Genomic DNA, 26,981 nt, shown 5'->3' with positions numbered 1-26,981 from the left:
AACGTAGTGAGACCCAACAGACTGCTTCCATCCCTGGTGGCGGCGCTCACCCTGGTCGGAACGGCGATCGTCGCGGTCACCACCCTGGCCGCCGCCCCGGCCCAGGCCGCGCCGGTCACGATCCCCAACGGCACGCAGTTCACCGACACCGCCGGCAACCTGCTGCACGCCCACGGCGGTGGAGTGCTCAAGGTCGGCGACTACTACTACTGGTTCGGTGAGAACCGCAACGCCAACAACACGTTCCGGGCGGTCTCCGTCTACCGCTCCACCAACCTGCGTGACTGGGAGTTCCGCAACAACGTGCTGACCCAGTCGTCGGCGGCGGAACTGCAGTCGGCAAACATCGAGCGGCCGAAGGTCATCTACAACGCCGCCACCAACCGGTACGTGATGTGGATGCACAAGGAGAACGGCTCCGACTACGGCGAGGCCAGGGCCGCCGTCGCCTCCTCGGCCACCATCGACGGCACCTACACCTACCACGGCAGCTTCCGGCCGCTGGGCAACATGTCACGGGACATCACGCTCTACAACGACGGCGGAACCGCCTACATGATCTCCGCCGGCGACGAGAACCGTGACCTGCTCACCTACCGCCTCAGCGCCGACTACCTCACTCCGGCCACGCTGGTCGGCAACTTCTGGAACGACGGCAACCGTGAGGCACCGGCTCTGTTCAAGCGCGGTAGCACCTACTTCCTGCTCACCTCGGGCCTGACCGGTTGGAGCCCGAACCAGGCCCGGTACGCCACGGCGTCCAGCATCTCCGGTCCGTGGAGCGGCATGACCAACGTCGGGGACTCGACCACCTTCCGCTCGCAGTCGGCCTTCGTGCTCCCCATCCAGGGCACGTCGACGACGAGCTACCTCTACCTCGGCGACCGCTGGGCCGGCGCCTGGGGCGGGCCGGTCAACGACTCCCAGTACGTGTGGTTGCCGATCGCCTTCCCCACCGCCACGACCATGAGCCTGACCTGGTATCCCACCATCACCATCGACGCCGCCGCGGGCACCGTCACCGGGGAGGCGCCGCTCTCCTACCGCATCACCAACCGCAACAGCGGCAAGGTGGTCGACGTGATGGACCACGCCGTCACCGACAACGCCGAAGTCAAACAGTGGTCCTGGAACGGGGGCGCGAACCAGAAGTGGGAATTCAGCGACGCCGGTAGCGGCTACTTCCGGATCGTCAACCAGAACAGCGGCAAATGCCTCGACGTCGCCAACGCCTCCACCGCCAACAGCGCCAACATCGTCCAGTACACCTGTGGCACCGGCACCAACCAGCAGTGGCAGTGGGTCGCCACCGGCAGCTACTACCAGCTTCGCGCCCGACACAGCGGCAAGTGCCTGGACGTGGTGAGCAGCGGCACGGCAGATGGCACCGACATCACCCAGTACACCTGCGGAACCGGCGCCAATCAGCAGTGGACCCGTACCCAGTCCTGACGTCGCCGTTCACGGAGGCTCGGTTCGGCTGACCGATTGCTGTACTTCGCTGCCGTCAGACGAGGCGCCGGATGCGGACCTTCGGGCGCTCGTTCCTGAGGTGGCCCTGCTTGTGTTGGCGGACCTGCTCGTCCCAGACCTTCTGGTCGTAGTCCGGGGCCGGCGGAATCCACCTGTGCGAGCCGTCGCTGTAGTGGAACTTGTCGTCGCCGGGCCGCAGGATGCTCATCGGGTCCACCCGAGGAAGCGGTAGTGCAGGTGGCCGGCGGGAACGTGGTCCAGGTCCTGGGCGGCGTCGACGAGATGGGCCGCCAGGTAGAAGGCCAGCGACACCGGGGCCCTGTCGTATTCGGCTCGCAGCTCTCGGCACCGGGTCTGGCACGGCCACTCCTCCGCACAGCCGCCGCACGTCCAGGCTGGCTTGATCGGGCGGTGAGTGGTCACTGCGGGCCGCCCTGGTCGGGCCAGTGGCCGCGGTTGATCGGAATGCGGTGGCGGCTTCGGCATGGCAGCTCGCCTCCGCAGCGGCAGTTACGCCGCCAATGTCGCCAGGACCAGACGGGCCGGTGACGGCGAGCCAGAGTCAACGCGACCGCCAAGACGTACTCGTCGTACGAGACACGCTTCACCAGCTCGCCACTCCCGCTCGCGCCGTGGTCTGCCGTGTTGCCCAAGTCAAAGGACGCACTGCAGCCTCCTCGTGCCGTAGCAATCTGGGGGCGTGGATGCCCGAGCGCGGGGGACGCGCCGGACATCCACGCCAGCGAGGGCGACCCACAGTGCCAACCGAGGGAATCGACCTCTTCGGCAACCTCCCACAGGTACCGTTGGGTAGTCAAGGGCTGACGTAGGTGGTCTACTCGTGTTGCCAACCGAGGAGAACCAGGTGCCACCGCGTTACCGCTACGAACAGATCGCCGACGACCTCGCCCAACGCATCGCGTCCGGCGAGTTCCAGCCCGGCTCCAAGCTGCCCAGTAGGCGGGAGCTGATCGAGCACTACGGGGTCACCGAGCCGGTGATCGACCGCGCCATGCAGGTATTACGGATCAAGGGTATGACCGAGACCCTGCCCGGCGTGGGAGTTTTCGTCGCGGAATAGCCGGGGCTGAACTTAGGCCGCCGTGTTGAAGCGGTCGCCAGCGACGAAGACGACCGTCGCCGGGCCCGCGCCGGCGGTGAGGAAGCGTTCGTCCAGCCCCGTTCATGTGCTCGCCATCCACTTCGTCGAACTGTTCGGCCAACAGCTCGGACTCTGGCGCGCGCCCGGTAGCTTCGATGGCATGACGAGTCTGGTGGTTTCTCTGGGAGCGCTCGTCGTATTGCTGATGGCGGTGTTCGTCTTTGTCGGTTGGCGCGATCGGAAGCGCCTCTCGTCGCATGACGACTCGGCTGCGGGGCGCGATGCGAGATAGGCCCAGGAGCGGCACGCGGCCGAGCGACATGGCGCACAGGGCGACGTGTGGCGGCGGGGCCAGAACTCCAGCAGCTAGGGGCAGAGCGTGCGGCCCGACGCTGACACCGGCCTGCGATAGATGGGTGTGACCGCTGGATCCTGTTACTGGACTGTGGACGCCATGCCAGTAGTCGTCGCGGGGTCCTGGAAGTCGTGGGGTCTCGTCCGCCGTAGAAGTTCACCGCGCTGCGTGAAGAGGTCGATCGTTCGCTGGAGGCTGCACTCTTCGGCCTGGCGGATCGCCTGGATCGCCACGATGAGTCGTCCTCGCACGATCATGTCGTCGATCGACTGCCACGTGTTGTCCACGCCGTCATTGTCCGCCGCACGACGACCAGTACCACCACCCTTGCTTTGATCACGGCTCGCAGGAGGTAGCGCATGACCCTCAAAGCCGTCCTGGCGGCGCTGATTATCGTTGCGGGGTTGGGTGTAGTGATCTGGGTCGCCAACTGGCCCTTCAACACGCCGTGGGCGAAGGATCTCACCGCTGAGCAGCGCCAGATCAACGCCGCACATAATCGGCGTCATCACCGCGCCGTGACACGAGTCGTGCTGCCCATTCTTGCCATCGTGTTCGGAGTGACGTCGGCGAGCCTTCTGTCCGGGCCGAAGAGCGACCCGCTCGCGGCACTGATCATGGGCACGTGTTCGATCTTGTGCGCTGGCGCGTTCGCCGCTCTCGTCAGGAAAGGGCGCGCGAAATCTTCGACTAGGCGCTGAGCATGCGGCTCGCGCATGCTCCTGACCTGCACCCGCTGTTACCCACCGATCTCAATCCAGGGCGAAGGACGACGATGGAGAACCGGACTGACCCGATCGAGATCATCGCCCAGGTGTCAGCACGTGACGGCAAGCAACGCGCCCTGGAGGTCTGGCTCTACAAGGCCGACAAGGAAGGCTGGCCGGTGACAGTGGAGTCGTCCTCCGTCGACGAGACAGGCGACGAGTGTGCCGTCGTTGAGATCGAGAGCCTGAGGTACCAGATCCTTCACGCGAAGCGTGTCCGACGGCGAGTCGCCATCGTGCCCCGAGGGCAGCATCTGATCGCCGCTGGCGCTGGTGCACCAACTCAGGGATGATCATCGTCATGTCGGAGCAGGATCTGGCCGGAATTTGGCGTCGCATCATCCGAGGGGATGGCAAATCCTGGGTCGTGTTCGCCCACGGCACGTGCGTCGTACTACCAGCTCCCGGACCCAGCGCCGACCTCGCCGCTCAGGCCATCGAGATCCTGCGGGAGTACGGCCCCGTGCACGTCGGCTCATCTGCCGGAGACTTCAGCACCATCACTCTCGATCCCGGTCCCGGATGGGTGGTCTACGGCCATCACAACGACGTGCTGACCTACATGGGGCCCGACGAAGTCCAGGACAGCAGCGACCTGGCCGTTGGCCTCTATGGACGCCACAAGCGCGACCAGGACGGGCATGAGCTCGACGTCATACACGTCGAGGACAAGCGGCCCCGGTAGCTGACTGACGTCGCTCGACCAGGCACTACAGGTTGCCGTCCGACGGCTGGAAACGGCATGAGCTTGTCCGCGCTGGTGCCGCACCTAAGACGGGCCTAGGTGGCATGGCGAATCTGTTCAGGAATTTCGGCACCGCACCGAGAGCAGCCTCGCTACCTGCCGTCACTGCTAGCCAGGCACGCCACCTGCCTCAGGCGCTGACCGTGGTTACCCGTCATCGACCGCGAGATCGGGCACGCAACGGGCACGGCGGAATGTCACCCGCGGCTGCCTGGCCGGTATCCCCCAGTGCGGATGGGACGCAGGTAATCTTCGCCGGGTGGTTCAGGTGCATTGGCGAACACTCCTCCCGGCAACGGCTCACGATCTTCTGGACGGGGTGGAGTTTGGCGATGGTTGCCTCAGAGAGTTGACCTTCAGGTCAAGCTACGGGGAACGCGCTCAGCAGTCTGCGGTCGCACTTCTGGATGTCCGGCGTGTCGGTCAGACTCGATGGGTACAGCTCCACATCGAGCTCTCGCGCCTTGCCCGTTGGAAGGTCGTGGACCTCGGCACCTTCTCCTGGGTGCTCGACGACAAACCCCAGCTCGTTCAGGACGAAGCCGGACTCCTCCACCTCGACTTGGACAACCCCGGCGAGGAGCGCATAGTCGATGAGATGGCAGAGCGCTCCCACCTCTACCTCGCCGCTCGTCAGATCCGGTGGGCAATCACCGACACAGGATGATCCTCGGCTCACGCGTGGAGCGACTCGTCATCCCGACGCTGCGCTACATCGCCCGCGAGACCTACCCTTACCTGACGCTGACGACCACAGCGAGACCAGGACTACGGAATGCATGATCACGACGAGCTAGCGCCGGGGGTCTGGTCCTGGCTGCAAGCCTGGTACGCGACTCAGTGCGATGGCGAGTGGGAACACGAGTACGGCATTCGGATCGAGACGCTCGACAACCCCGGGTGGTCGGTCCGCATCGACCTGGGCGATACGGCACTGTCGGGAATGGCCTACGAGCGGCAAGAGATCCGTAGAAGCGAGCACGATTGGGTGCTGACCTGGGTCGAGAAAGACCAGTTCGGGGCAGCGTGTGGGCCACTCAACCTCGGCGAGGCGCTACACCTGTTTCGGCAGTGGGTGGAGACTGCGACCCGCGTGGCCCGGCCGCAGGCCTGGCAGGAATAGGCGCGTCCACTTCTCCGGCAGCCCGGTGTCGGGTCTCAGGACGTGCGTGACAGATCAGTATCAGAACCTGCATGACGCTCGTGCTGGTGTGCGGGGTAGGTGAATCAGTAGCCGTCGGGGCTGACCTCGTGCATGGTTCCGTCTGGTCCCATGCGGTACCTCCGAGGCGGTCCCATGGTCTGTAGTGCCCCCGCGTATGCGGCCTCACGGGCTGCCTGTTCCTCGTTGGACGGGTCGGTCACGCGAAAGCCGTGCAGATGAACGGCGTCAGCGTCGATGTCGTCGGGGGAAGGATGGCCCTCGATGATGAAACCGAATAGCGCACGTAACGCCTCCTCGCCGAGGTCGAGGGGATGGAACGGCAACGGGTAGGGGTCCTGGTTGTGCCAGCCGGGCATGGGCTCGACGGGATGTTCACCGGCCCAGTACGGCAACTCGAAGTCGTAGGGCTTGCCGATGTTCTCTCGGATGCCGCCATCGGGCGACAGGCTCAGCGATCTGACCAGCACGCCGTCCTCCCACACCGCGAAGCCGAGCCAGTCCACGACCGAGTGCATCCCGTGGACGATGATTCGGCGGCCCGCTCCAGCGCCGCGCAGGTGCTCCGGTAGCTCAGACGGGCGATCGAGCATGAACCGTCGGTCGCAGTACAGCTCTACCCCGGCCATGACCGTGGCGTACATGAAGTCATCTGGCGGGTAGGTGCCCTCGAGCAAGGTGTTGTCATCGGCGGGCTCGACCACGTAGCCGGGGTGGACTTGACGTACCGACGCTTCGGTCTCGGCTCGCTCCGACCGCGTCGCGCCGCGCAGCGCCGGACGGATGTCGCCGTCGGCGAACGCCAGAAGGGCTGTCTTCGCGCCCACGTCGCTTCCTCCAGTTCTGCGGCGGGCCACCTTTCGCGCGCCACCTGGCGGACATGATCGTCTAGCCAAAGGGGTCACAGACGTCCTGAGACCGATCTGTAACCAAGGTCTCCGGGCAGTGATCCGGGGGGTTTTGGCTGTTGGTGATTGGTGGGCGCGGCAGGTTTCGAACCTGCGACCCCTCGCTTGTAAGGCGAGTGCTCTCCCGCTGAGCTACGCGCCCCGGATCGCCCCGTCTGCGGCGGGCCGGTGGCTGGCAAGCCTACCTGCTCGCCGCCGGCCCGACCGCATCAGGCCGTCAGGTCGGCGATGGCTTTGCGCCAGCGCTGCTGGTCGCGGGCCTCGCCGGGGCCGTTCATCTCGGCGAAGCGGACCACGCCGGCCTTGTCGATGACGAAGGTGCCCCGGTTGGCGATGCCGGCCACGTCGTTGAAGACCCCGTATGCCGCAGCGACGCCTCCGTGCGGCCAGAAGTCGGCCAGCAGCGGGAACTGGTAGCCCTCCCGGTCGGCCCAGATCTTGTGGCTGTAGACCGAGTCGACGCTGACGGTCAGCACCTGGACGTCGTCGTTGGCGTACTCGTCGAGGTTGTCCCGCACCTCGGCCAGCTCGCCCTGGCAGGTGCCGGTGAACGCGAGCGGGTAGAAGACCAGCAGCACGGCGCGCTTTTCGCGGAAGTCCGAGAGTCGGACCTGCTGGTTGTTCTGGTCCTTGAGTACGAAGTCCGGCGCCTCGGCGCCCACCTCGATCAGCATGCGAACTCCTCGGGTCGACTCGGGGGACGAGGTCAGCCCAGCGCGCCCGGCGGCGAACCGCCGGGGCGCGAGGGGACGAGGGTGGGTTACTTCTTGCCCTTGGCCCCTCGGCGCAGCACCAGGCGGGCGCCGCTCCAGTCCCGGCCGGCGTTGACGGTCGAGGTCTGCTGGAGGCCGGCGGTGGGCGCGGACTCCGCGACCTCGCTCGGCTCGACGTGCCCGTCACGCCCCGCCTTCGGGGTGAGCAGCCACACGACCCCGTTGTCGGCCAGCGGGCCGAGGGCGTCGACGAGCAGCTCGAAGAGGTCACCGTCGCCGTCGCGGTACCACACGAGCACCGCGTCGACCACCTCGTCGGTGTCCTCGTCGACCAGATCTCCACAGCGGTCGGTCAGGGCGTCGCGGAGATCCTGGTCGACGTCGTCGTCGTACCCCATCTCCATGACGACCATCCCCGGTTCGATCCCGAACCGGTCCGCCAGGCTGCGTACCCCGTCGGCGGCCTGACCAGCGGTCGCGCTCACTGTCGCGTGCCTCCTCATCTCGTCCCTGCTCGCGGCGTCGGACCGACGCCGTCAGGCAAAGTCCACACAGTTGTGGGTCTGCGCGCAAGTGGCGCACCGGGTGGAACGGAATTTACCGTGCCAGCAGCGTACGGGCACCGTCGGTAATGGCTTCCGGGGAGACCAGAACATGACGTGCCGCCGGACCTAATGGTACAAACGAGTCAACTCCGGCCACCCGCCGCGCTGCGCCGACATATCCACCATCGACCAGGGCGGCGATGACGCCCTCGCCGACCCCGCCGGACCGGCGTGTCTCGTCCACCACCAGCACCCGGCCGGTCGCCGAGGACTCCCGGATGATGTCGGCCACCGGCAGGGGCGCCAGCCAGCGCAGGTCCACCACGCGGGTGCCGACGCCCTCCTCGGCCAGCACGGCCGCGGCCCGCAGCGACATCCGCACGCCGTTACCGAAGGTGATGATCGTCAGGTCGTCGGCCGAGCCGACCCGGTAGACCCGGGCCCGACCGATCGGCACGTGCCCGGCCACCCACGAGCCCGGCTCGGGATAGCCGGCGAGCCACTCACCGTCGCCATCGGCGTACAGGTCCCGGGTGTGGTAGAGCGCGATCGGCTCCAGGAACACGCACACGCTGCCGTCCACCGCCGCGCTCGCCAGACAGGTCCGCAGCATGGGCGCGGCGTCGTCCGGCCGCGCCGGCACCGCGACCACCAGACCGGGAACATCCCGGAGTACGGCCACCGAGTTGTCGTTGTGGAAGTGCCCGCCGAACCCCTCCTGGTACGCCAACCCGGCCACCCGCACCACCATCGGGTTGCGGAACGCGCCCCGCGAGAAGAACTGCATGGTGGCGGCCTCGCCACGGAGCTGGTCCTCGGCGTTGTGCAGGTACGCCAGGTACTGGATCTCCGGCACCGGCAGCATCCCGGCCAGCCCGGCGCCGAGGCCCAGGCCCAGCACCGAGGTCTCGTCCAGCAGGGTGTCGAAGACGCGGGCCGCCCCGAACCGGTCGCGCAGGCCCTTCGTCACGCCGTACACCCCGCCCTTGGCGGCCACGTCCTCACCGAAGACGGCCATCTGGGGATGGTCGAGCAGCCCGTCGGCGAGCGCCGCGTTGATGCTCTGCGCCAGGGTCATCGGGCCGACCAGCTCGGGCGGCTTGCCGCCGAACGCCTCCTCGCGGGCTGCCGCGCCCGGCCCGCTGGCCCGGGCCGCCGCGTCGGCCACGGCCCGCGCGACCCGCACCGGGCGGCGGGGCGCCAGCGCCGACACCACGTCGGCCGCGGAGGCCAGCTTGGGTTCGCCCAGCACCTCCTCGGCGAGCCGGCGTACCTGCCAGCCGGTCTCGTCGTACCGGGCCAGCAGCTCGTCGGCGGTCGCCACGCCGGTGTCGACGAGCAGCCGCGCGGTGGCGACCACCGGGTCCCGGTCCAGGTCCTCGGCCAGCTCGGCCGGGCTGCGGTACGCCGACTCCGCGTCCGCCCCGGCGTGGCCCATGAGCCGGACCGTGCGCAGGTGCAGCACGGCGGGCCGCCGGTACCGGCGTACCCAGGCCGCCGCCTCCTGCGCCACCGTGTACGTGCGCACCGGGTCGGCGCCGTCCGCGCGGAAGTAGCGGATGCCCGGCTTGGCGCGCAGCGTCGCCTCCACCCAGCCCTCCGGCGAGCGGACGCTGATGCCGAGCCCGTTGTCCTCGCAGACGAAGAGCACCGGGATGCGCAGGCCGGCGTGGTCGTACCAGCCGGCGGTGTTGAAGGCGGCGGTGGCGCTGGCGTGGTTGACCGACGCGTCGCCGAACGAGGCGACCACGATCGCGTCCGGCGGCCACGGGACGTGGGCCGCGCCGGCGCCGCTGCCGACCCGCACGCCCGTTCCGGTACGCCGGCCGGCGGTGTCCAGCCGACGCAGCCGCTCCACGGCCAGCCCCATCCCGACCGCGCGGGGCAGGTGCGAGGCGATGGTGGAGGTGGTCGGCACGACGGCCAGGTCGGCCCGGCCGAACACCTTGTGCCGGCCACCGGCGATCGGCTCCTCGCTGGAGGCGACCATGCCCCGCAGCACGTCCCGGGCGGCCTGGGCGTACACCGCGAACCCACCGCTGGGGGTCGCGGACCCGGCCGGCTCGGCGTCGGAGGCCGGCTCCGGGGCCTCGGCGGCGGGCTCCGGATCGTCCACGGCGGGCGTCGGGGTGTCGGCGGCGGACGTCGGAGCGGCGGCGGCGACCTGGGCCGCCCGCACGCAGTAGAACGCCCCGGAGCGGTAGTGCAGCAGCGCCGGATCGGTGGGGCGCAGCGCGGCGGCGACCGCCGCGTTGCCCTCGTGCCCGGACGAGCCGATGGTGTAGAAGCCCTCCCCGAAGCTGCGCAGCCAGCGCCCGGCCAGGTCGAGCTGCCGGCTGGCCACCTGCGCGTCGAACAGATCGAGCAGTTGGGTGCCGGTCAGCGGGGCGTCGTCGGTGACCGGATCGGCGAGGTCACGCCGTTGCGGTGCGGCGGGCAGCGCCGCCAGCGTCTCGCGGAACCGGTCGTCGAGATCTTGCGGGGTGGTCACGTCCGACAGCATTACCGACGGGGGCCACCGTCGCCCAGTGGGACACGGCCGGCAGGGGTTGACTCACTGTGGGTCGCACGGCTCCGGCCAACCGCCGTCGGACACCTTCCACACCAGGTCACGCAGGGTGGACAGCTCCTCGTCGCGCAGGCCCGCGAGGAGTCGGGAGTCGGACATCACCTCGGCCACCCGGTCCCGTACGACGCGACCGTCCCCGGTCACCACGAGCGTCTTCTGCCGGCGGTCGGCCGGGTCGGTCCGACGCTCGACCAGGCCGGCCTGCTCCAGCTTGTCGACCAACGCGGTCACGTTCGACCGGTCACAGCTCAGCCGGTCGGCGAGGTCACGTGCCGGCAGGGGACGGTCCGGGTCCAGCTCGTGCAACGCCCGCGCCGCCGCCGGGGTGAGCCCCAACTCGGCGAAGGCCGTGCCCTGCCGATGCCGCAGGGACGCTGTCAGGTGCGCCATCCGACGCACCACGTCGGCGGCCAACCCGGCGCGGTCCACCTGCCCGTCCGCTGGCGTCACGGTGACATCGTACGCAACGGGTCCGCCCGGCCGGCTCAGCGTTCGAGCTCGCTGACCTCGGCCGGCGCGGCGACGGACGACGACGCCGGACCGGTCGTGGCGACCGATGGTCCCGCGGGCTGGCGCAGGGCGCGGGCGCAGCGCCCGGCAGCCACCGGGGCGGTCACCAGCAGGACGGCCGTCACCAGGGCGGCGGCAGGTGTGTCGGGCCGTGCCAGGTGCAGGCCACCGATGACGGCCACGCCGAGCACCGCGGCCAGCAGGGTGCCGGTGGAGATCAACGCGGAGAACGCGGTCGCCGCGCCGGCCGGCAGGGCGGTGGCGAGCCGGTCGACCAGCGGGGTGAAGCCGGCGGCGTGCGCGGCACCGCCCACGAGCAGCAACAGGCTTCCGGGCAGCCAGGGCCAACCATGCCGCGTCAGCATCGCGACCAGCAGCACGACGGCCGCCAACAGCGGCGGGCCGAGCAGCGGCAGCGCGTCGCGCAGTCGCACGGGCAGGCGGGACACCGCGAGGCCGCAGAGCGCGAACCCGGCGGCGTAGGGCAGGAAGGCCAGCCCGGCGGCGAGGGCGGTGAAACCGAGCCCCTCCTGCAACCGCAGGGTGAGGGTGAACAGGAAGCCGGCGTAGCAGCCCATCACCAGGCAGGCGGCGAGCAGCCCGGCCGGCACGCCGGCACGGGTCAGCACCGCCAGGTCCAACAGCGGGGTGCCACCGCGCCGGATCACGCGGTTTTCGTGGCGCAGGAACACGCCGACGCCGAGCACGCCCGCCGCCACCCCCGCCGGCGTCGACCAGTCCGGCCAACCGAGGTCCCGACCGAGCACCGCCGGCGTCACCAGGGCCAGCATCGCGGCGGCCAGCAACAGCACCCCCGGCAGGTCGAGCGCCGCGGGCCGGACGGTCGTCGTCGGCACGGCGGCCAGCGCCCGCCGACCGGCCACCAGCAGCACCGCGCCGACCGGCACGTTGACCAGGAACGCGGTACGCCAGGCCAGCCCTCCGGCATCCAGGGTGACGAGCAGACCGCCGGCCACCTGCCCGGCCGCGACGCCGAGCGCCAGGATCAGCGAGTACGCCCCGATCGCCCGACCTCGGGCAGCGCCCACGTACGTGGCCTGGATGAGGGCGAGGACCTGCGGCACCATGAGCGCCGCCAGGGCGCCCTGCACGACGCGGGCGCCGACCAACGTCACCGGATCCGGCGCGAGGCCGCAGGCCAGCGACGCCACGGTGAACCCGGTGAGGCCGAGCAGGAAGACCCGGGCCGGCCCGTGCCGGGAGCCGAGCCGGGCACCGGTGACGACCAGCACGGCGAAGGCCAGGGTGTAGCCGGCCAGCACCAGCTGGGCCAGCGCCGGCGGCCCAGCCAGGTCGAGCCGGATCGTCGGGGCGGCGACCGCCGCGATCGAGGTGTCCATCGAGGCCATCGCCTGCCCGGTGAGCAGGACGACGAGCGGGGCGCGGCGTCCCCGCGTGGTCGTGGTCGAAGTCATGCCGGCCACCCTGGCGAGCTGGGCGGGCGCGTGTCTTGACGATCCTTGCGGCCGCCAGATCCGACGTGCGACGTCGCGTGTCGTGTCGGCGGGTGGGCCTAGCCTGACGGCATGCGCAGCAGCCACACCCTCGTGCGCCAGCCCGACTTCGTGGTCCACGCGGTGCGCTGTCGGGACGACCACACCGGCTGGTCGCGCCCGGAGCCCGCCACGGCGCACGGCATCGTGTTGGCCCGCCGGGGCGGCTTCCGACGACGCGGTCGGGGCGGGGAGGAGTTCGTCGACCCGACCGTGGGCTACCTGACGGTGCCGGGCGAGGAGGAACGGTTCGCCCACCCGGCCGGCGGCGACGACTGCACCTCCGTGCATCTCTCGCCCCGGCTGTAGCGGGAACTGCTCGCCGGCCGGTCCGCCACGTCGGTGCTGCACCTGGACGCCCGCATCGACCTGGCGCACCGGCGACTGCTGCGGGCGGTACGCCTCGGCGACGCGGGCTTCGCCGCCGCCGAACGCCTGGTTCGACTGGTCGGTGCCGCCACCGGTCCGGCGGTCGACGCGCCGCCACGGGACCGGGCGATGGTGGAGGCGGCCCGCTCGGCGCTGCACGACGGTGGGCCGCACACCGATGGCCTCGTCCCGCTGGCCCGCTCGCTCGGCGTGTCGCCGTACCGGCTGAGCCGGTCCTTCCAGGCGCTGGTCGGTGTGCCGGTGACCCGCTACCGGAACCGGCTGCGGGTGGGGCGTGCGCTCGACCGGCTGACCGAAGGGGTGCCGAGCCTCGCCGTGCTGGCGGCCGAGCTGGGCTTCGCCGACCAGGCGCACCTGACCCGGACGCTGCACGCCCACCTGGACCACACGCCCGGCCAGCTACGTCGGGTGCTCGGAGAGGTCTGACGGGCGAGGGGCGCCGGTCAGGCGGGCAGGAACGAGAAGCGGACCTGGCGGGTGGGGTTGTCGCCGTTGGTGTCGACGAGGCAGATCGACTGCCAGGTGCCCAGGGCCAACCGGCCGTCGAGCACCGGCAGCGTGGCGTACGGCGGGACGAACGCCGGCAGGACGTGGTCCCGCCCGTGACCGGCCGAGCCGTGCCGGTGTCGCCAGCGGTTGTCGGTGGGCAGCAGCGCGTCGATCGCGGTGAGCAGGTCGTCGTCGGAGCCCGACCCGGTCTCGATGATCGCCAGCCCGGCGGTGGCGTGCGGCACGAAGACGTGCAGCAGACCGTCCCCCTCGCCGGAGACGAAGCTCTGAGCCTCGGCGGTGATGTCCCGGACGGCCGGCCGGGACCCGGTCTGGACGGTGATCACGTCACTGCGCATACGTCGCATTCTGCCGCAGTCGAGGATCAGGAGCCGCCGCCACCGCCACCGGAGTCGCCACCACCGCCGGAGAAGCCACCACCGGAGTCGCCGCCGCCGAAGAAGCCGCCACCGCCGGAGTCTCCGCCGCTGCCGGAGTCGGACCGGTCCCCGCCGCCCGAGTCGCCGTAGTACGTCAGGGGGACGCTGGTGTCGGCGTGCCGTCGGCGCGGACCGGGCACCCGACGAGGCCCCCGTCGGGGCGCGGACGCACGCAGTCCGGCGCGGAGCTGGACCGCGCCGAGCGCCATCGCCCCGACGCCGAGAATCGTGATCGGCAGCACGGCGGTGTCCCCGGCCAGGAGCACCGGCACGGAGACCAGCGCCCCGAGCGCACCGAGCAGGAGGATCACGCCGCCGCTGACCACCCGCCGCCCATTCATGTTCGGCACCGTAGCGGGCCCGGGCAAGCGGGCGGCCCGGCCCGCCGTAGCGCTAAGTTACCGGCGGGTACCTGTGTTCAGCATCGCGTCCGGGGGACCTAGACGTGACGACGGGTGCCACCAGGGGGCAGGATGGCGCTAGAGACCTATCCCACACACAACCGAGGGAACGCCTGTGGCTACGGAACGCAAGCGCCCGGTGATCAGCGACGGCCTACCGAGCCAGCTTCCGGACATCGACCCTGAAGAGACCAGCGAATGGGTCGAGTCGCTTGACGGTGTCATCGACGAGCGGGGAGCAAAACGCGCCCGCTACGTCATGCTGCGCCTGCTGGAGCGGGCCCGTGAGCGCCAGGTCGGGGTTCCGCCCCTGACCACCACCGACTACATCAACACCATCCCGTCCGAGCGCGAGCCGTGGTTCCCGGGAGACGAGCACGTCGAGCGGCGCATCCGTGCGTACGTGCGGTGGAACGCCGCGATGCTCGTGCACCGGGCGCAGCGCCCGGAGATCGGCGTCGGCGGGCACATCTCCACCTTCGCCAGCTCGGCGTCGCTCTACGAGGTGGGCTTCAACCACTTCTTCCGGGGCAAGAACCACCCGGGCGGCGGCGACCAGATCTTCTACCAGGGCCACGCCTCGCCCGGCATGTACGCGCGGGCGTTCCTGGAGGGCCGGCTCAACGAGCACGAGCTCGACGGGTTCCGCCAGGAGCTGTCGCACCCGGGCGGCGGCTTGCCGTCGTACCCGCACCCGCGGCTCATGCCGGACTTCTGGGAGTTCCCGACCGTCTCGATGGGTCTCGGTGGCCTGAACGCGATCTACCAGGCGCGGTTCAACCGCTACCTCCAGCACCGCGGCATCAAGGACACCTCGCAGCAGCACGTGTGGGCGTTCCTCGGCGACGGCGAGATGGACGAGCCGGAGACGCTGGGCGCGATCGGCGTGGCCGCCCGCGAGGAGCTGGACAACCTCACCTTCGTGATCAACTGCAACCTGCAGCGGCTGGACGGCCCGGTCCGGGGCAACGGCAAGGTCATGCAGGAGCTGGAGGCGTTCTTCCGGGGCGCCGGCTGGAACGTCATCAAGGTGGTCTGGGGCCGCGAGTGGGACCCGCTGCTCGCCGCGGACACCGACGGCGCGCTGGTCAACCTCATGAACACCACGACCGACGGCGACTACCAGACCTACAAGGCGGAGTCCGGCGCGTACGTGCGGGAGCACTTCTTCGGCCGTGACCCGCGTACCCGCAAGATGGTCGATCCGCTGAGCGACGACGAGATCTGGAACCTCAAGCGGGGTGGGCACGACTACCGCAAGCTCTACGCGGCCTACAAGGCGGCCACCGAGCACACCGGTCAGCCGACGGTCATCCTGGCCAAGACGATCAAGGGCTGGACGCTCGGCTCGCACTTCGAGGGCCGCAACGCCACGCACCAGATGAAGAAGCTGACGCTGGAGGACCTGAAGACCTTCCGCGACCGGCTCTACCTGGACATCCCGGACAAGGCGCTGGAGGACAACCCCTACCTGCCGCCGTACTACCACCCGGGCGAGAAGTCCGAGGAGCTGGCGTACCTGAAGGAGCGCCGGGAGCAGCTCGGCGGCTACCTGCCGTCGCGGCGGACCAGCACCAAGCGGCTGACCATCCCCGGTCCGGAGCGGTTCGCCGACGTCAAGCGCGGCTCGGGCAAGCAGAAGGTGGCCACCACGATGGCCTTCGTCCGCCTGCTCAAGGACATCATGAAGGACAAGGAGTTCGGCAAGCGCTGGGTGCCGATCATCCCGGACGAGGCACGCACCTTCGGTCTCGACTCGATCTTCCCGACCGCGAAGATCTACTCCCCGCACGGTCAGCGGTACACCTCCGTCGACCGGGAGTTGTTCCTGTCGTACAAGGAGTCGACCACCGGGCAGATCCTGCACGAGGGCATCAACGAGGCCGGCTCGGTCGCCTCGTTCACGGCTGCGGGCTCGGCGTACGCCACCCACGACGAGCCGATGATCCCGATGTACATCTTCTACTCGATGTTCGGGTTCCAGCGGACCGCCGACGGGCTGTGGGCCGCGGCCGACCAGATGGCGCGGGGCTTCCTGCTCGGCGCGACCGCCGGGCGCACCACGCTCAACGGTGAGGGCCTGCAGCACGAGGACGGCCACTCCCTGCTGATCGCCGCCACCAACCCGGCGGTGGTCGCGTACGACCCGGCGTTCTCCTTCGAGATCGCGCACATCATGGAGAACGGCCTGCACCGGATGTACGGGGACGCGCAGGAGAACGTCTTCTACTACCTGACGGTCTACAACGAGCCGATCCTGCAGCCGGCCGAGCCGGAGGGCGTGGACGTCGAGGGACTGCTCAAGGGCATCTACCGCTACTCGCCGGCGCCGCAGGTCGACGGCCCGAAGGCCAACGTCCTCGCCTCCGGCACGGGCATGCAGTGGGCGCTCAAGGCCCAGCAGTTGCTCGCCCAGGACTGGGGCGTGGCCGCCGACGTCTGGTCGGTGACCTCCTGGACCGAGCTGCGCCGCGACGCGGTGGAGACCGAGGAGTACAACCTGCTCAACCCGGGCGCCGAGGCCAAGGTGCCGTACATCGCGCAGAAGCTGGCCGACGCGGACGGGCCGAAGGTCGCGGTCAGCGACTGGATGCGTGCCGTACCGGACCTGATCGCCCGCTGGGTACCCGGCGACTACACGTCGCTCGGCACCGACGGCTTCGGGATGTCGGACACCCGGCACGCGCTGCGGCGGCACTTCCACGTCGACGCCGAGTCGATCGTGGTCGCCACGCTGCGGCAGCTCGCTCGCAGCGGCGCGGTCGAGGCCACCGTGCCGGCCGAGGCCGCCAAGAAGTACGCGATCGACGACGTCAACGCCGCCCCGGTGGGCGAGACCGGCGGCGACAGCTAAACCCGCAAGAACGGTAGAAGGGCCCGGCGCTGACGCGCCGGGCCCTTCACTGCGTCGATCATGGAGTTGTGGTGGGGGACAAAGCGGTGAAGTCACCTCGTTCCGGGCACCACAAGTTCATGATCGACCCGGCCTCTCGGGGCGGCGGGCAGGGGGTGACGGTGGGCCGACGTTCCTGGTGGGGACGCCGGGCCACCGCCGGGGCGGGTGACGCCGGGAGGACGGCTGGTCAGCCGACGGCGGCCAGGTCGGTGAGCCGGGCCAACGAGTCCTCCAGGTCGGCGCCGACCCGGCGCAGGCCCAGGCGCAGCAGAGCCGCCTTGACGGGGCCGGCCGGCCAGCGGACCACGATGAGCCGCACGACCGTCCCGCCCTCCTCCTCGTCCTCGGTGAGCTGGACGTAGATTTCGGTGCGCGCCTCCGCACGGGCACCGGCCCCCTTGGCCCGCTCCCGCCAGCCGATCAGCGTCGGCTCCTGATAGGCGATCACCTCGGCCTCATGCGCCGAGCGCCCCGCCTGGACCAGTTGTCGCCGCCCGAAGCCCTCTCCCGAGAGCACTTCGGCCGCGCGAACCCCCGCCAGCCAGGCCGGCAACTGCTCGGCCCGCTGTACGACGTCCCAGACCACTTCCATCGGCGCCGCCACGTGCGCACTACGTTCCACGAGGATCATTCCGTCTTGCCTCCAGTGAGGACATCCCACGATATCGGCACTCTATGCGTCAAATCGGACTTACCTGGACGGGTTCGGAAAAAGACACGCCGATCAACCATTGCGGAATACGCCAGCCCGACCTATGGCGCATTCATCGACGGCGTCCTAGAGTCCCGAACACATTTCACGTTCACCGGGAGGGCGCATGTCGACCGCACCGATGCCCGAGTTCCCCGACGGCTTCCGCTGGGGCGTCTCCACCTCGGCCCACCAGATCGAGGGCGCCACCACGGCTGACGGACGCGGAACGTCCATCTGGGACACCTTCGCGCGCTCGCCCGGCCGGATCAGCGACGGCAGCAGCGGCGCGGTCGCCTGCGACCACTACCACCGGCACGCCGAGGACGTGGCGCTGATGGCCGCGTTGGGCGTCGGGGCGTACCGGTTCTCGATCGCCTGGCCCCGCGTGCGGCCGGACGGCAGCGGCGCGACCAACGCCGTCGGCCTGGACTTCTACGACCGGCTGGTCGACGACCTGCTGACCGCCGGCATCGACCCGGTGGCCACCCTGTACCACTGGGACCTGCCGCAACCCCTCGAGGACGCCGGCGGCTGGCTGCACCGGGACACCGCCGCCCACTTCGCCGAGTACGCCGAGCGGACCGCAGCCCGCCTCGGCGACCGCGTCCGGCTCTGGATCACCCTCAACGAGCCGTTCATCCAGATGAGCCTCGGCTACGGCATGGGCGTGCACGCCCCCGGCCAGATGCTGCTCTTCGACGCCTTTCCGGTCGCCCACCACCAACTGCTCGGCCACGGACTCGCGGTACAGGCGCTGCGGGCACACACCGCCAGCCCGATCGCGATCGCCAACAACTACTCGCCGGTGCGGGTGCTCGGCGACAGCGACGCCGACCGCGCCGCCGGGACCGCGTACGAGACGTTGCACAATCGACTCTTCACCGACCCGCTGCTCGGACGGGGGTACCCCGACCTGCCCGGCCTCGACCCGACCGTCGTCCGCGCCGGCGATCTGGACACGATCGCCGCGCCCATCGACGTGCTCGGGGTCAACTACTACAACCCCACCGGTGTACGGGCAGCCGAGGAGGGCTCGCCGCTGCCGTTCGACCTGGTGCCGCTGGACGGTTACCCGCGTACCGCCTTCGACTGGCCGGTCGCCCCGGACGGGCTGCACGAGCTGCTGCGCTGGCTACGGGACACGTACGGCGAGGCGCTGCCACCCATCGAGATCACCGAGGGCGGCTGCGCGTACGACGACGAGCCGGACGCGCACGGGCAGGTGGCGGACCCGGACCGGATCGCGTACCTCGACGGGCACCTGCGGGCGGTCCGGGCCGCCATCGACGACGGGGTGGACGTCCGCGGGTACTTCGTCTGGTCGCTGCTGGACAACTGGGAGTGGGCCGAGGGGTTCACCAAGCGCTTCGGTCTGGTGCACGTCGACTACGCCACGCAGAGGCGTACGCCGAAGTCGTCGTACACCTGGCTGCGGGACCTGATCGCGGGCAGCGCGCCGGGGTCGGCGCGGTGACCACCGCGGACCCGACGGCGAAGTCGCTCCCGGCGGCGCTCGCCGAGCCGACCGTGCCGGTGCGGCGCGGCTGGATCGGCCTGGTCTTCGCCGCCAACCTGGGCGTGTGGATGGCGTTCTTCACCCCCATCCAGGTGTTGCTGCCACAGCAGATCGAGCGGATCGCGCCCGGCGACAAGGAGACCATGCTGGCTGTGGTCACCGGCCTGGGCGCGTTGGCGGCGGTGCTGGCCAACCCCCTGGCGGGCGCGCTGTCCGACCGGACCTGGCTGCGGATCGGCGGTCGGGAGTTCGGTCGGCGGCACGTCTGGACCGCCGGCGGAGCGGTGCTCGGCGCGGCGGCGCTGGTGCTGCTGGCCCAGCAGCAGACCATCCTCGGGGTCGCCGTCGGCTGGGTCGCGGCGCAGGTGTGCTTCAACGCGATGTTGGCCAGCCTCACCGCCGCCATCCCGGACCGGGTGCCGGTGACGCAGCGCGGCCGCGTCTCGGGCTGGGTGGGCATCCCGCAGGCGCTCGGGCTGGTCCTCGGGGCGGTGCTGGTCACCGCCGTGGTCACCGGCAACGCCGCCGGCTACCTGGCCATCGCGGTGGCCATCCTGCTGCTGTCGCTGCCGTTCGCGCTGCTCACCCCCGACGACCCGCTGCCCCGCGCGAGCCGCCCGGCACTGCGCGTCCGGACGCTGTTCGCCTCGATGTGGATCAGCCCGCGCCGGCACCCGGACTTCGCCTGGGCGTGGATCACCCGGTTCCTGGTCCAGCTCGGCAACGCGCTGGGCACCCTGTACCTGCTGTACTTCCTCACCGACGGGGTTCACTACCCCGATCCCGAGGGCGGTCTGCTGGTCCTGATCCTGCTCTACACGCTCGGCATGGTGCTGACCGCCGTGGTCTCCGGCCGGCTGTCCGACCGCTCCGGGCGGCGCAAGATCTACGTGATCGTCTCCGGCCTGATCATGGCGGTTGCGGCGCTGTTGCTCGCCGTCGCGCCCACCTGGCCGATGGCGATCGTCGCCGCGCTGCTGCTCGGCGCCGGCTACGGCGTCTACCTCTCGGTGGACGCCGCGTTGATCACGCAGGTGCTGCCGCGCGCCACCGACCGGGCCAAGGACCTCGGCGTGATCAACATCGCCAACTCGGCGCCGCAGGTGCTCGGTCCGGCGCTCTCCGCCCCGCTCGTGGTCCACCTGGGCGGCTATCCGACGCTCTACGCGGTCACCGCCGTGGTCACCGTGGTGGGCAGCGCCCTGGTGGTCAAGATCCGCTCGGTCGCCTGAGTCGGGGGGCCGTGGCCGAAAGCGGTCGCGCGCCGCCGTAGGCTGGAGGACGTGACGGTACGTGTGCGCTTCGCCCCCTCCCCGACCGGTATGTTCCACGTCGGCGGCGCCCGCTCGGCGCTGCAGAACTGGATCTACGCCAAGCAGCAGGGCGGGGTGTTCGTGCTGCGCATCGAGGACACGGACGCCGCGCGCAACAAGCCCGAGTGGACCGAGGGCATCCTCTCCGCGCTGGACTGGATCGGCATCTCCCGGGGCAGCTACGAGGGGCCGTACTTCCAGTCCGAGAACGCCGGCGAGCACCGGGCCGCCGCCACCCGGCTCTACGAGTCGGGCCGCGCCTACTACTGCGACTGCACCCGCGAGGACGTACAGGCCCGCACCGGCTCGCAGTACCAGGGTTACGACGGCTACCACCGCGACCGTGGCCTCGGGCCGGGGCCGGGCCACGCGCTGCGCTTCCGTACGCCCGACGAGGGCACGACCGTGGTCGTCGACCTGATCCGCGGCGAGCCCACCTTCGAGAACAAGCTCATCGAGGACTTCGTCATCGCCCGGGGCGACGGCTCGCCGGTGTTCCTGCTGGCCAACGTCGTGGACGACATGACCATGGGCATCACCCATGTGATCCGCGCCGAGGAGCACCTGCCCAACACCCCCAAGCAGCAGCTCCTGTGGGACGCCCTCGGGGTCAAGCCGCCGGTCTGGGCGCACGTGCCGGTGGTCGTCAACGAGAAGCGGCAGAAGCTCTCCAAGCGCCGCGACAAGGTCGCCCTGGAGGCGTACCGCGACGAGGGCTACCTCGCCGGCGCGATGCGCAACTACCTCATGCTGCTCGGCTGGGCACCCTCGGGCGACCGGGAGATCGTGCCCTGGTCGGTCATCGAGGACGAGTTCCGCCTGGAGGAGGTCAACCCCTCCCCCGCGTTCTTCGACGAGAAGAAGCTGCGCGCGTTCAACGGCGAGTACATCCGCGCGCTGCCAGTGGCCGAGTTCGTCGACGCCTGCCAGCCGTGGCTGACCGGCACCGGCACCATCGCGCCGCCGCCGTGGCAGCCCGAGGAGTACGACGCCGACGCGTTCGCCGCCGTGGCGCCGCTGGCCCAGACCCGGATCGCGGTGCTCAGCGAGATCGTGCCCAACGTCGACTTCCTCTTCCTGGCCTCGCCCACGATCGACGAGGCCGCCTGGACGAAGACGATGAAGGACGGCTCGGGCGAGCTGCTGGACGCCGCCGTCGCGGCCTTCGAGACGCTCGAGTCCTGGGACGCCGAGTCGCTGAAGTCGACACTAGAGGCCGTCGGCGCCGAGCGCGGCCTCAAGCTCGGCAAGACCCAGGCACCCGTACGCGTCGCGGTCACCGGCCGCACCGTGGGCCTGCCGCTGTTCGAGTCCCTCGAGGTACTGGGCCGCGAGCGCACCCTGACCAGAATGCGCGCAGCCCGCCTCCGCCTGACCTAACCCCCGCCCCCGCCCCGCCGCCGCCCCGCGGCCCTGCCCTGCCCTGCCGCGCGCGCCGATCATGGAGTTGTGGTGCCGGGTTGGGCACCTTTATGACGACTTCGCCCCCACCACAAGTCCATGATCGACCCAGACTGGGCGGGGCGGCGAGGGCGGAGCCGCGGCGGACGGGGACGGGGACGGGCGAGGGGCCGGCTCGCTGTCGGCAGTGTCGCGTCTGCGCTCCCCGCCGCGCCGATCTTGCAGTTTCGGTTGCCGATATACGTGGGATACGCGCAATGTCGCCACAAAAAGCGCAAGATCGGCGCCGGGATGCGGCGGCTGTCGCCGAGCCACGCCCCGCCTTCGCACCCCACCGCGCCGATCTTGCAGTTTCGGTTGTTGATATGGGGTTGGATGCCCCTTAAGTCGCCACAGAAAGCGCAAGATCGGCGAGGGCGGGGCCCGGGGCCTGGGGGCGGGGCTCCGGGGGCGGGGACGCGGGGGGGGGTTAGCGGGTTTGGCGGCGGAGCAGGAGAGCGGCGGCCAGGGCGGCTAGGAGGACCGCGCCGCCGAGGGCCCAGGGCCACCAGCGGCCACCGGAGTTGGATTGGTCCTCGGCGGCCGGTACGGCGGACATGGTGGCGGCCGACGGCGACACGGGTCCGGCGGGGGATGCCGTGGGCGAGCCGGGCGCTGACGGGCTGCTGGCCGCTGAGGGGCTGCCGGACGGGCCGGGGGCTGCGGGGCTGGCGGACGGGTCGGCGGCCGTGCCGGTGGTGAGGGTGAACCGCACCTCGCCCTTGAGCGGGTGGCCGTCGTTCGATGGCAGCTGGTAGGCGACGGTGTAGAGCCCCGCCGCGCCGGGCGTGAACGGCACGCGCACCCGGGTGCCGTCGAACGTGGGCCGCCCGCCGGCGACCACATTGTCCGGTCCGGCTATTGTGATCTTCGTCGTAGCCGGCGGTGGCTTGGCCAGGAAACGAAGCTCGATCCGGGTGGGCGCGGTGGCCACTCGGGCGCCGTCGCGCGGATCGCTGCCGGTCAGCGAGTTGTGCGCGGCGGCCGGCGTCGCCGGGGCCAGTAACGACACACCGAACGCCACGCCGAGTACCACTGGCACGAGCCGTGCCATCCGTGTAACCCTGCCCCCCATGAACCCCTCCGTAAGGGTACGATCCGCCCGCTGATCAAACAGCTCCTCATTAGTCGAGCAGAGATCGCAGATAGTTCCAAATACTGTTCCACAAGCTGCAATCCATCGACGTTCTGCGGAGTCTGTGAGAGTGGGACCGACCCGGTCGGTGCCGTCACCGGCCGACCGACCCGGACGTCACGGCGAAGCCATCCATCGAACGGGGCGAGGAGGCGGGATGGTCCGACAGATGAGGCGGTGGCTCGCCGTGCTGGCGGGCACGCTGGCTGCGGCAGTGCTGGTGCTCGGCGTCGCCGTTCCGGCGAGCGCGGCGCCCAAGCCTGCGCCCGCCGGCGTGGACGTCACCGGCGAAGGGCTCACCGAGCCTCTGCGGCTACGGTCCGAGACCCAGCCCGCGCACGTCCTCGCGGTCATCGACCAGGTCAACTTCTTCGGTCGTACCGGAATGCCGACCGGCCCCAAGGCGGCCGACCTCGGTCCGAAGTACACGGTCGTGGTGTTGGCCGGGGAGACCCCGAAGCAGAGCTTCGACCTCTACCCCAAGGCGGCCGGCGGCCCGCGCGTCTATCGCCCGGCCAAACAGCCGGACGGTCGCCGGACCAACGCCGGCTGGTTCCTGGGCCGGCTCAGCATGTCCGAGACGCTGCGCACCGCCGGGGTGCCGCTGGAGCGGCAGTTCGACACGGTCAGTGGCGGCGTGGGCGGCGGCGAGCGGGTGCTGCCGGAGGACACGATGGATCCGGTACGGGACATCGACGAAGCGCTCGGTGAGTTGCAGCGACTGCTGCTGCTCAACGTCGGGGTGATGCTGACCATCACGGTCGGCCTCGCCGGGATCGCCCTGCTGATCCGCCGCCGGACCCGCTGACACGACCGCCGGAAGGCGCGGGCGCGCCGGAAGGCGCGGGTTCAGCGGGCCATGGCGCTCGGCCCTCGTGGGGTCAGCACCAGCGGCGTGGCGGGCGCTCCCGTCGGGTGCCCCGCTGACGGGGCCGGACCGGGCCGTGTCGGTGGGCACCCGCCCATCCAGGAAGTTCACTGAGGCAACCAGCGGGGTCACCCGGCTCCGGCTCGCCCAGGGCCGCCACCGGCTCGGCGGCCCGCTGGCGCGGAATCTCCTCGTCCGGCCGCCCGGCGGGCGCCTCGCTCGGGTGCGCCGCCGCCGGGCCGACCGGCCGGCGAGGCTTGCCGGCCGCCTGCGGGTCGTGGTGCCCCAGGCGGCAGAGCTCGCCCTGGGCGCAGCCGTGTTCGGCCTCCCCGTGCGCCATCCCCGGTCTCCTCACGCTCGCACTCACGTGCAGGTGCTGCCCCCGTACGTGCCCTGTCACCGTACTGGCCGGGACCGACGGCCTGTGCACGGCGTACCCCGGGGTCAGCGCTTCGGGCGACCGGGGAAGAGGGTCGCCCAGACCGGGAAGGCGACCAGCCAGATGAGGATCACGGTGGTCAGGCTGCGGATCCAGTTGCCCAGTTCACGGGTTCTTTCCGCATCGTTCACCCAGAGGATCGCCGCGCCGAGCAGGCCGCACGCGACGGCCCAGCCGAGGAGTCCCTTGGCCCACTCCCGCCACTCGTGCCGGGCGCGGGCCCAGCCGTGGCGGGGAGGCCGCACGGGCGGTGGGCCACCGGCGAACCGGTGGGCGAAGCGCTGGTCCGCCCACCGGACCATCGAGTGCCCGAAGGCCACCGAGAAGCCGAGGTAGGCGGCGGCGAGGCCGTGGCCGACGTCCGCGGTCGCGCCGCGCCGCAGGTCGAGCACCGACGCGGCGAGCAGTGCCAGGTCGACGAGCGGTACGCAGACCAGCAGCGCCCCGCCGAGCCGTGGCCGGCGCAGCGGATAGCGGGCCACCAGCCCGGCGACGATCAGCACCCAGAACGCGATCTCACAACCGATGATCACCGCGACCAGCATGGCGGCCCTCCCCGTCGTCGCCACCAGCGTCGCGTACCGGCAGGGCCCGGACCTCGACACCGGAGACGAGATCGGGGTCCTCCCTTCGACGGACCGGCCGCCCGGCGTACCCCTTTCGGCGCATGTCGGAGCGACCGGGCTCCTCCCCCGGTCGGAGTCGGAGGGCCGGCCGTTGTGATGGGATCGGAGCATGCGACCGCCACCGTGGCTCGGCTCCGGTACGCCCGGCCGGGACCTCACGCTGGCCGGCGCGTCGCTCGCCGGTGGCCTGGTGCTCTACGGCCTGGGCATGCAGCCGCAGATCGTCCCGCACCCGGACGTGCCGCCCGCCCTGTTCCTGGGGCCCCTGCTGGCGGTGTGCGTGGCGGTCGGCCTGCGCCGGGTGGCGCCACGCGCCAGTCTGGCGGTGGGCACCGGCGCGCTCGTGGTGGACACGGCGCTGGGTAACTCGCTGGGCACGGTGGTGGTCTACACGCAGGTGCTCTACGACGCCTGCGTGTACGGTCCGCCCCGGCTCTGGCGGTGGCTGCTGGGGATCACCGTGACGCTGAGCGTGATCGGGGCGGTGGCCGGCGTGCTCGGCTTCGGGCAGTGGCGCGGGGCCGCCGTCGGGGTGCCGGTGGTGCTGGCCGGGCTGCTGCCGGTGTTGACCGGGATCAGCGTGCGGCAGTACCGCGACCAGGCCGCCGCCGAGCGGACGCGGGCCGAGCAGACCGCCCGGCTGGTCGAGTTGGACCGTCGGCAGGCGGTCAGCGCCGAGCGGGCCCGGATGGCCCGGGAACTGCACGACGTGGTCGCCAACCACCTCAGCGCGGTGGCCATCCACGCCACCGCCGTGCTGTCCGTACCGAGCCTGGAACGTGGCCAGGTGCAGTCCGCGTTGCGGGTGATCCGGGAGAGCAGCGTGCAGGGTCTGGCCGAGATGCGGCAGATGATCGAACTGCTGCGGGAGCCGGATGGTGGCGAACACGGCGGGGTGGGCACCGAGGCGGTCACGGCCCGGCTCGCCGAGGCCGACGGGTTGATCGAGCGCGTCCGCGCCGCCGGCCTCGCGGTACGGGTGCGCACCGACGGCACGCCGGGTCCGCTGCCGGTGGGGGTGGATCTCGCCGCGTACCGGATCGTTCAGGAGTCGCTGACCAACGCCCTCAAGCACGGCACCGGCGAGGCGGAACTGACGATCGCGTACGGCCCGGCGGAGGTGGTGCTGACCGTGGAGAACCCGGTACGTCCGGAGGGGTCGGGGCTGACGGGCGCCGGGGCCGGGCTGATCGGCATGCGGGAGCGGGCGGCGTTGCTGGCCGGCCGGTTCACCGCCGGGCCGCGGGACGGCCGCTGGCAGGTCCGGGCCGCGCTCCCCACCGGAGCGGGCCGGTGACCGTGCCGGTACGGGTGGTGCTCGCGGACGACCAGCCGGCGGTGCGGGCGGGCCTGGTCCTGATCCTGGCCGGCTCGCCGGGCATCGAGGTCGTCGGCGAGGCGGCCGACGGCGACGAGGCGGTACGGCTGTGCCGGGAGGTACGCCCCGACGTGGCGGTGCTGGACGTGCGGATGCCACGCCTCGACGGCATCGCCGCGACCAGGGCGATCGTCGCCGACCGGCTCGCCGACGTGCTGGTGCTGACGACCTTCGACCGGGACGAGTACGTCTTCGGCGCGCTGCGTGCCGGCGCGTCCGGTTTCCTGCTCAAGGACACCGACGCCGAGGGGCTGGTGGCGGCGGTGCACACCGTGGCGCGCGGCGAGGGGTTCATCGCGCCCACGGTGACCCGTCGGTTGATCGCCGCCTTCGCGGCGACGGCGCCGGGGGCGTCGGCCACCACCCGGGCCGCTTTGGCCACGTTGACGCCGCGCGAACGCGACGTGCTGGCCTGTCTCGGACTCGGCCTGTCCAACCAGCAGATCGCCGACCGGCTGGTGCTGGCGGAGAGCACCACCAAGACCCACGTGAGTCGGATCCTGGCGAAGCTGGACCTGCGCAGCCGGGTGCAGGCCGCGATCCTGGCCCAGGAGCTGGGCCTGTCCGCGCCGCCGCAGCCCTGAGCCCGGCGC

General features: G+C 70.9%; 31 protein-coding genes and 1 tRNA gene. 16 read left to right on the top strand and 16 right to left on the bottom strand.

The window, feature by feature from the left end:
- Positions 1 to 6: 6 nt before the first annotated feature.
- On the top strand, positions 7 to 1,452 hold the full coding sequence (locus ACIA3K_RS03540; protein WP_396798983.1) for an RICIN domain-containing protein: 1,446 nt from the start codon (positions 7 to 9) through the stop codon (positions 1,450 to 1,452).
- Positions 1,453 to 1,507: 55 nt separating this feature from the next.
- On the opposite strand, the gene ACIA3K_RS03535 is transcribed toward ACIA3K_RS03540, so the two are convergent.
- Entirely contained in the window at positions 1,508 to 1,681 is a 174-nt protein-coding gene (locus tag ACIA3K_RS03535; RefSeq protein ID WP_396798982.1) for a hypothetical protein, read from the bottom strand.
- A gap of 633 nt (positions 1,682 to 2,314) precedes the next feature.
- On the opposite strand from ACIA3K_RS03535, the gene ACIA3K_RS03530 reads away from it, so the two are divergent.
- Together ACIA3K_RS03530 and ACIA3K_RS03525 are read left to right on the top strand one after the other, a co-directional pair.
- Positions 2,315 to 2,554, top strand: a complete 240-nt coding sequence (locus ACIA3K_RS03530) for a winged helix-turn-helix domain-containing protein (RefSeq protein WP_396798980.1) — start codon at positions 2,315 to 2,317, stop codon at positions 2,552 to 2,554.
- A gap of 106 nt (positions 2,555 to 2,660) precedes the next feature.
- Positions 2,661 to 2,867 carry a hypothetical protein gene (locus ACIA3K_RS03525; RefSeq protein ID WP_396798979.1) on the top strand — a complete coding sequence of 69 codons (207 nt, stop codon included), beginning with the start codon at positions 2,661 to 2,663 and terminating at the stop codon, positions 2,865 to 2,867.
- 143 nt (positions 2,868 to 3,010) lie between these two features.
- On the opposite strand, the gene ACIA3K_RS03520 is transcribed toward ACIA3K_RS03525, so the two are convergent.
- Complete coding sequence (locus ACIA3K_RS03520; RefSeq protein WP_396798978.1) at positions 3,011 to 3,217, bottom strand: hypothetical protein; 207 nt, start codon at positions 3,215 to 3,217, stop codon at positions 3,011 to 3,013.
- A 72-nt stretch (positions 3,218 to 3,289) separates the two neighbouring features.
- On the opposite strand from ACIA3K_RS03520, the gene ACIA3K_RS03515 reads away from it, so the two are divergent.
- From ACIA3K_RS03515 to ACIA3K_RS03505, 3 genes are read left to right on the top strand one after another with little or no spacing between them, the layout of a single operon-like run.
- A complete protein-coding gene (locus tag ACIA3K_RS03515; protein ID WP_396798976.1) occupies positions 3,290 to 3,631 on the top strand; it encodes a hypothetical protein in 342 nt (113 codons plus the stop codon).
- Positions 3,632 to 3,633: 2 nt separating this feature from the next.
- Positions 3,634 to 3,990 (top strand): hypothetical protein, encoded by a 357-nt coding sequence (locus ACIA3K_RS03510; RefSeq protein WP_396798975.1) that lies wholly within the window; start codon positions 3,634 to 3,636, stop codon positions 3,988 to 3,990.
- Positions 3,987 to 4,382 (top strand): hypothetical protein, encoded by a 396-nt coding sequence (locus ACIA3K_RS03505; protein ID WP_396798973.1) that lies wholly within the window; start codon positions 3,987 to 3,989, stop codon positions 4,380 to 4,382. The genes ACIA3K_RS03510 and ACIA3K_RS03505 overlap by 4 nt, the downstream gene beginning before the upstream one ends.
- A gap of 421 nt (positions 4,383 to 4,803) precedes the next feature.
- Here ACIA3K_RS03505 and ACIA3K_RS03500 read toward each other — a convergent pair whose 3' ends face one another.
- Positions 4,804 to 5,058 (bottom strand): hypothetical protein, encoded by a 255-nt coding sequence (locus ACIA3K_RS03500; RefSeq protein ID WP_396798971.1) that lies wholly within the window; start codon positions 5,056 to 5,058, stop codon positions 4,804 to 4,806.
- Between the two features lie 159 nt (positions 5,059 to 5,217).
- Between ACIA3K_RS03500 and ACIA3K_RS03495 the strand changes: the two genes are divergently transcribed.
- Positions 5,218 to 5,565 (top strand): immunity 53 family protein, encoded by a 348-nt coding sequence (locus tag ACIA3K_RS03495; protein ID WP_396798970.1) that lies wholly within the window; start codon positions 5,218 to 5,220, stop codon positions 5,563 to 5,565.
- A gap of 104 nt (positions 5,566 to 5,669) precedes the next feature.
- Here the strand turns inward: ACIA3K_RS03495 and ACIA3K_RS03490 are convergent, their stop codons facing one another.
- The 7 genes from ACIA3K_RS03490 to ACIA3K_RS03460 all read right to left on the bottom strand — a co-directional run bounded on the left by ACIA3K_RS03490 (position 5,670) and on the right by ACIA3K_RS03460 (position 12,285).
- Positions 5,670 to 6,431: a DUF6928 family protein gene (locus ACIA3K_RS03490; RefSeq protein WP_396798968.1), complete on the bottom strand. Its 762-nt coding sequence runs from the start codon at positions 6,429 to 6,431 to the stop codon at positions 5,670 to 5,672.
- Between the two features lie 148 nt (positions 6,432 to 6,579).
- A tRNA-Val gene (locus ACIA3K_RS03485) sits at positions 6,580 to 6,654 on the bottom strand.
- Positions 6,655 to 6,721: 67 nt separating this feature from the next.
- Positions 6,722 to 7,186: a peroxiredoxin gene (locus ACIA3K_RS03480; protein WP_396798966.1), complete on the bottom strand. Its 465-nt coding sequence runs from the start codon at positions 7,184 to 7,186 to the stop codon at positions 6,722 to 6,724.
- 86 nt (positions 7,187 to 7,272) lie between these two features.
- Complete coding sequence (locus ACIA3K_RS03475) at positions 7,273 to 7,710, bottom strand: DUF3052 domain-containing protein (protein WP_396798964.1); 438 nt, start codon at positions 7,708 to 7,710, stop codon at positions 7,273 to 7,275.
- A 112-nt stretch (positions 7,711 to 7,822) separates the two neighbouring features.
- Complete coding sequence (locus ACIA3K_RS03470) at positions 7,823 to 10,273, bottom strand: thiamine pyrophosphate-dependent enzyme (RefSeq protein WP_396798963.1); 2,451 nt, start codon at positions 10,271 to 10,273, stop codon at positions 7,823 to 7,825.
- Between the two features lie 51 nt (positions 10,274 to 10,324).
- The gene (locus ACIA3K_RS03465) at positions 10,325 to 10,729 is read right to left on the bottom strand and encodes a MarR family winged helix-turn-helix transcriptional regulator (protein WP_396799357.1); all 405 of its coding nucleotides are present in this window, start codon (positions 10,727 to 10,729) and stop codon (positions 10,325 to 10,327) included.
- Positions 10,730 to 10,824: 95 nt separating this feature from the next.
- The gene (locus ACIA3K_RS03460) at positions 10,825 to 12,285 is read right to left on the bottom strand and encodes an MFS transporter (protein ID WP_396798962.1); all 1,461 of its coding nucleotides are present in this window, start codon (positions 12,283 to 12,285) and stop codon (positions 10,825 to 10,827) included.
- A gap of 111 nt (positions 12,286 to 12,396) precedes the next feature.
- On the opposite strand from ACIA3K_RS03460, the gene ACIA3K_RS03455 reads away from it, so the two are divergent.
- Together ACIA3K_RS03455 and ACIA3K_RS03450 are read left to right on the top strand one after the other, a co-directional pair.
- Positions 12,397 to 12,672: a hypothetical protein gene (locus tag ACIA3K_RS03455; RefSeq protein ID WP_396798960.1), complete on the top strand. Its 276-nt coding sequence runs from the start codon at positions 12,397 to 12,399 to the stop codon at positions 12,670 to 12,672.
- 33 nt (positions 12,673 to 12,705) lie between these two features.
- Positions 12,706 to 13,179: a helix-turn-helix domain-containing protein gene (locus tag ACIA3K_RS03450; RefSeq protein ID WP_396798959.1), complete on the top strand. Its 474-nt coding sequence runs from the start codon at positions 12,706 to 12,708 to the stop codon at positions 13,177 to 13,179.
- A 17-nt stretch (positions 13,180 to 13,196) separates the two neighbouring features.
- Here ACIA3K_RS03450 and ACIA3K_RS03445 read toward each other — a convergent pair whose 3' ends face one another.
- Both ACIA3K_RS03445 and ACIA3K_RS03440 read right to left on the bottom strand, forming a co-directional pair.
- Positions 13,197 to 13,601 carry a secondary thiamine-phosphate synthase enzyme YjbQ gene (locus tag ACIA3K_RS03445; protein ID WP_355051416.1) on the bottom strand — a complete coding sequence of 135 codons (405 nt, stop codon included), beginning with the start codon at positions 13,599 to 13,601 and terminating at the stop codon, positions 13,197 to 13,199.
- A gap of 26 nt (positions 13,602 to 13,627) precedes the next feature.
- Positions 13,628 to 14,023 (bottom strand): hypothetical protein, encoded by a 396-nt coding sequence (locus ACIA3K_RS03440; RefSeq protein ID WP_396798957.1) that lies wholly within the window; start codon positions 14,021 to 14,023, stop codon positions 13,628 to 13,630.
- Positions 14,024 to 14,198: 175 nt separating this feature from the next.
- Here ACIA3K_RS03440 and aceE point away from each other — a divergent pair, with 175 nt between their 5' ends.
- Positions 14,199 to 16,937, top strand: coding sequence for a pyruvate dehydrogenase (acetyl-transferring), homodimeric type (gene aceE / locus ACIA3K_RS03435; protein ID WP_396798955.1), 2,739 nt, complete (start codon positions 14,199 to 14,201; stop codon positions 16,935 to 16,937).
- Between the two features lie 229 nt (positions 16,938 to 17,166).
- Here aceE and ACIA3K_RS03430 read toward each other — a convergent pair whose 3' ends face one another.
- Positions 17,167 to 17,610: an SRPBCC family protein gene (locus ACIA3K_RS03430; RefSeq protein ID WP_355051413.1), complete on the bottom strand. Its 444-nt coding sequence runs from the start codon at positions 17,608 to 17,610 to the stop codon at positions 17,167 to 17,169.
- A 187-nt stretch (positions 17,611 to 17,797) separates the two neighbouring features.
- Between ACIA3K_RS03430 and ACIA3K_RS03425 the strand changes: the two genes are divergently transcribed.
- From ACIA3K_RS03425 to gltX, 3 genes are read left to right on the top strand one after another with little or no spacing between them, the layout of a single operon-like run.
- On the top strand, positions 17,798 to 19,147 hold the full coding sequence (locus ACIA3K_RS03425; protein ID WP_396798953.1) for a GH1 family beta-glucosidase: 1,350 nt from the start codon (positions 17,798 to 17,800) through the stop codon (positions 19,145 to 19,147).
- On the top strand, positions 19,144 to 20,421 hold the full coding sequence (locus tag ACIA3K_RS03420) for an MFS transporter (protein ID WP_396798951.1): 1,278 nt from the start codon (positions 19,144 to 19,146) through the stop codon (positions 20,419 to 20,421). Before ACIA3K_RS03425 ends, ACIA3K_RS03420 begins: the two co-directional genes overlap by 4 nt.
- Positions 20,422 to 20,472: 51 nt before the next feature.
- Complete coding sequence (gltX, locus tag ACIA3K_RS03415; RefSeq protein ID WP_396798949.1) at positions 20,473 to 21,882, top strand: glutamate--tRNA ligase; 1,410 nt, start codon at positions 20,473 to 20,475, stop codon at positions 21,880 to 21,882.
- Positions 21,883 to 22,372: 490 nt separating this feature from the next.
- Here gltX and ACIA3K_RS03410 read toward each other — a convergent pair whose 3' ends face one another.
- Positions 22,373 to 22,996 (bottom strand): copper resistance CopC family protein, encoded by a 624-nt coding sequence (locus ACIA3K_RS03410; protein ID WP_396798948.1) that lies wholly within the window; start codon positions 22,994 to 22,996, stop codon positions 22,373 to 22,375.
- A gap of 238 nt (positions 22,997 to 23,234) precedes the next feature.
- Here ACIA3K_RS03410 and ACIA3K_RS03405 point away from each other — a divergent pair, with 238 nt between their 5' ends.
- Positions 23,235 to 23,885: a hypothetical protein gene (locus ACIA3K_RS03405; RefSeq protein WP_396798946.1), complete on the top strand. Its 651-nt coding sequence runs from the start codon at positions 23,235 to 23,237 to the stop codon at positions 23,883 to 23,885.
- A gap of 73 nt (positions 23,886 to 23,958) precedes the next feature.
- Here ACIA3K_RS03405 and ACIA3K_RS03400 read toward each other — a convergent pair whose 3' ends face one another.
- Together ACIA3K_RS03400 and ACIA3K_RS03395 are read right to left on the bottom strand one after the other, a co-directional pair.
- On the bottom strand, positions 23,959 to 24,285 hold the full coding sequence (locus tag ACIA3K_RS03400) for a hypothetical protein (protein WP_396798945.1): 327 nt from the start codon (positions 24,283 to 24,285) through the stop codon (positions 23,959 to 23,961).
- A gap of 104 nt (positions 24,286 to 24,389) precedes the next feature.
- The gene (locus tag ACIA3K_RS03395; protein ID WP_396798944.1) at positions 24,390 to 24,929 is read right to left on the bottom strand and encodes a hypothetical protein; all 540 of its coding nucleotides are present in this window, start codon (positions 24,927 to 24,929) and stop codon (positions 24,390 to 24,392) included.
- A gap of 190 nt (positions 24,930 to 25,119) precedes the next feature.
- Here ACIA3K_RS03395 and ACIA3K_RS03390 point away from each other — a divergent pair, with 190 nt between their 5' ends.
- The gene (locus ACIA3K_RS03390; RefSeq protein ID WP_396798942.1) at positions 25,120 to 26,307 is read left to right on the top strand and encodes a sensor histidine kinase; all 1,188 of its coding nucleotides are present in this window, start codon (positions 25,120 to 25,122) and stop codon (positions 26,305 to 26,307) included.
- Positions 26,308 to 26,309: 2 nt separating this feature from the next.
- Positions 26,310 to 26,972, top strand: coding sequence for a response regulator (locus ACIA3K_RS03385; protein WP_396799356.1), 663 nt, complete (start codon positions 26,310 to 26,312; stop codon positions 26,970 to 26,972).
- Positions 26,973 to 26,981: the final 9 nt, after the last annotated feature.

The sequence above is a fragment of the Micromonospora sp. NPDC051543 genome (genome assembly GCF_044454415.1).
GTDB lineage: Bacteria > Actinomycetota > Actinomycetes > Mycobacteriales > Micromonosporaceae > Micromonospora.
This window is presented reverse-complemented; position numbering and strand designations above follow the sequence as displayed.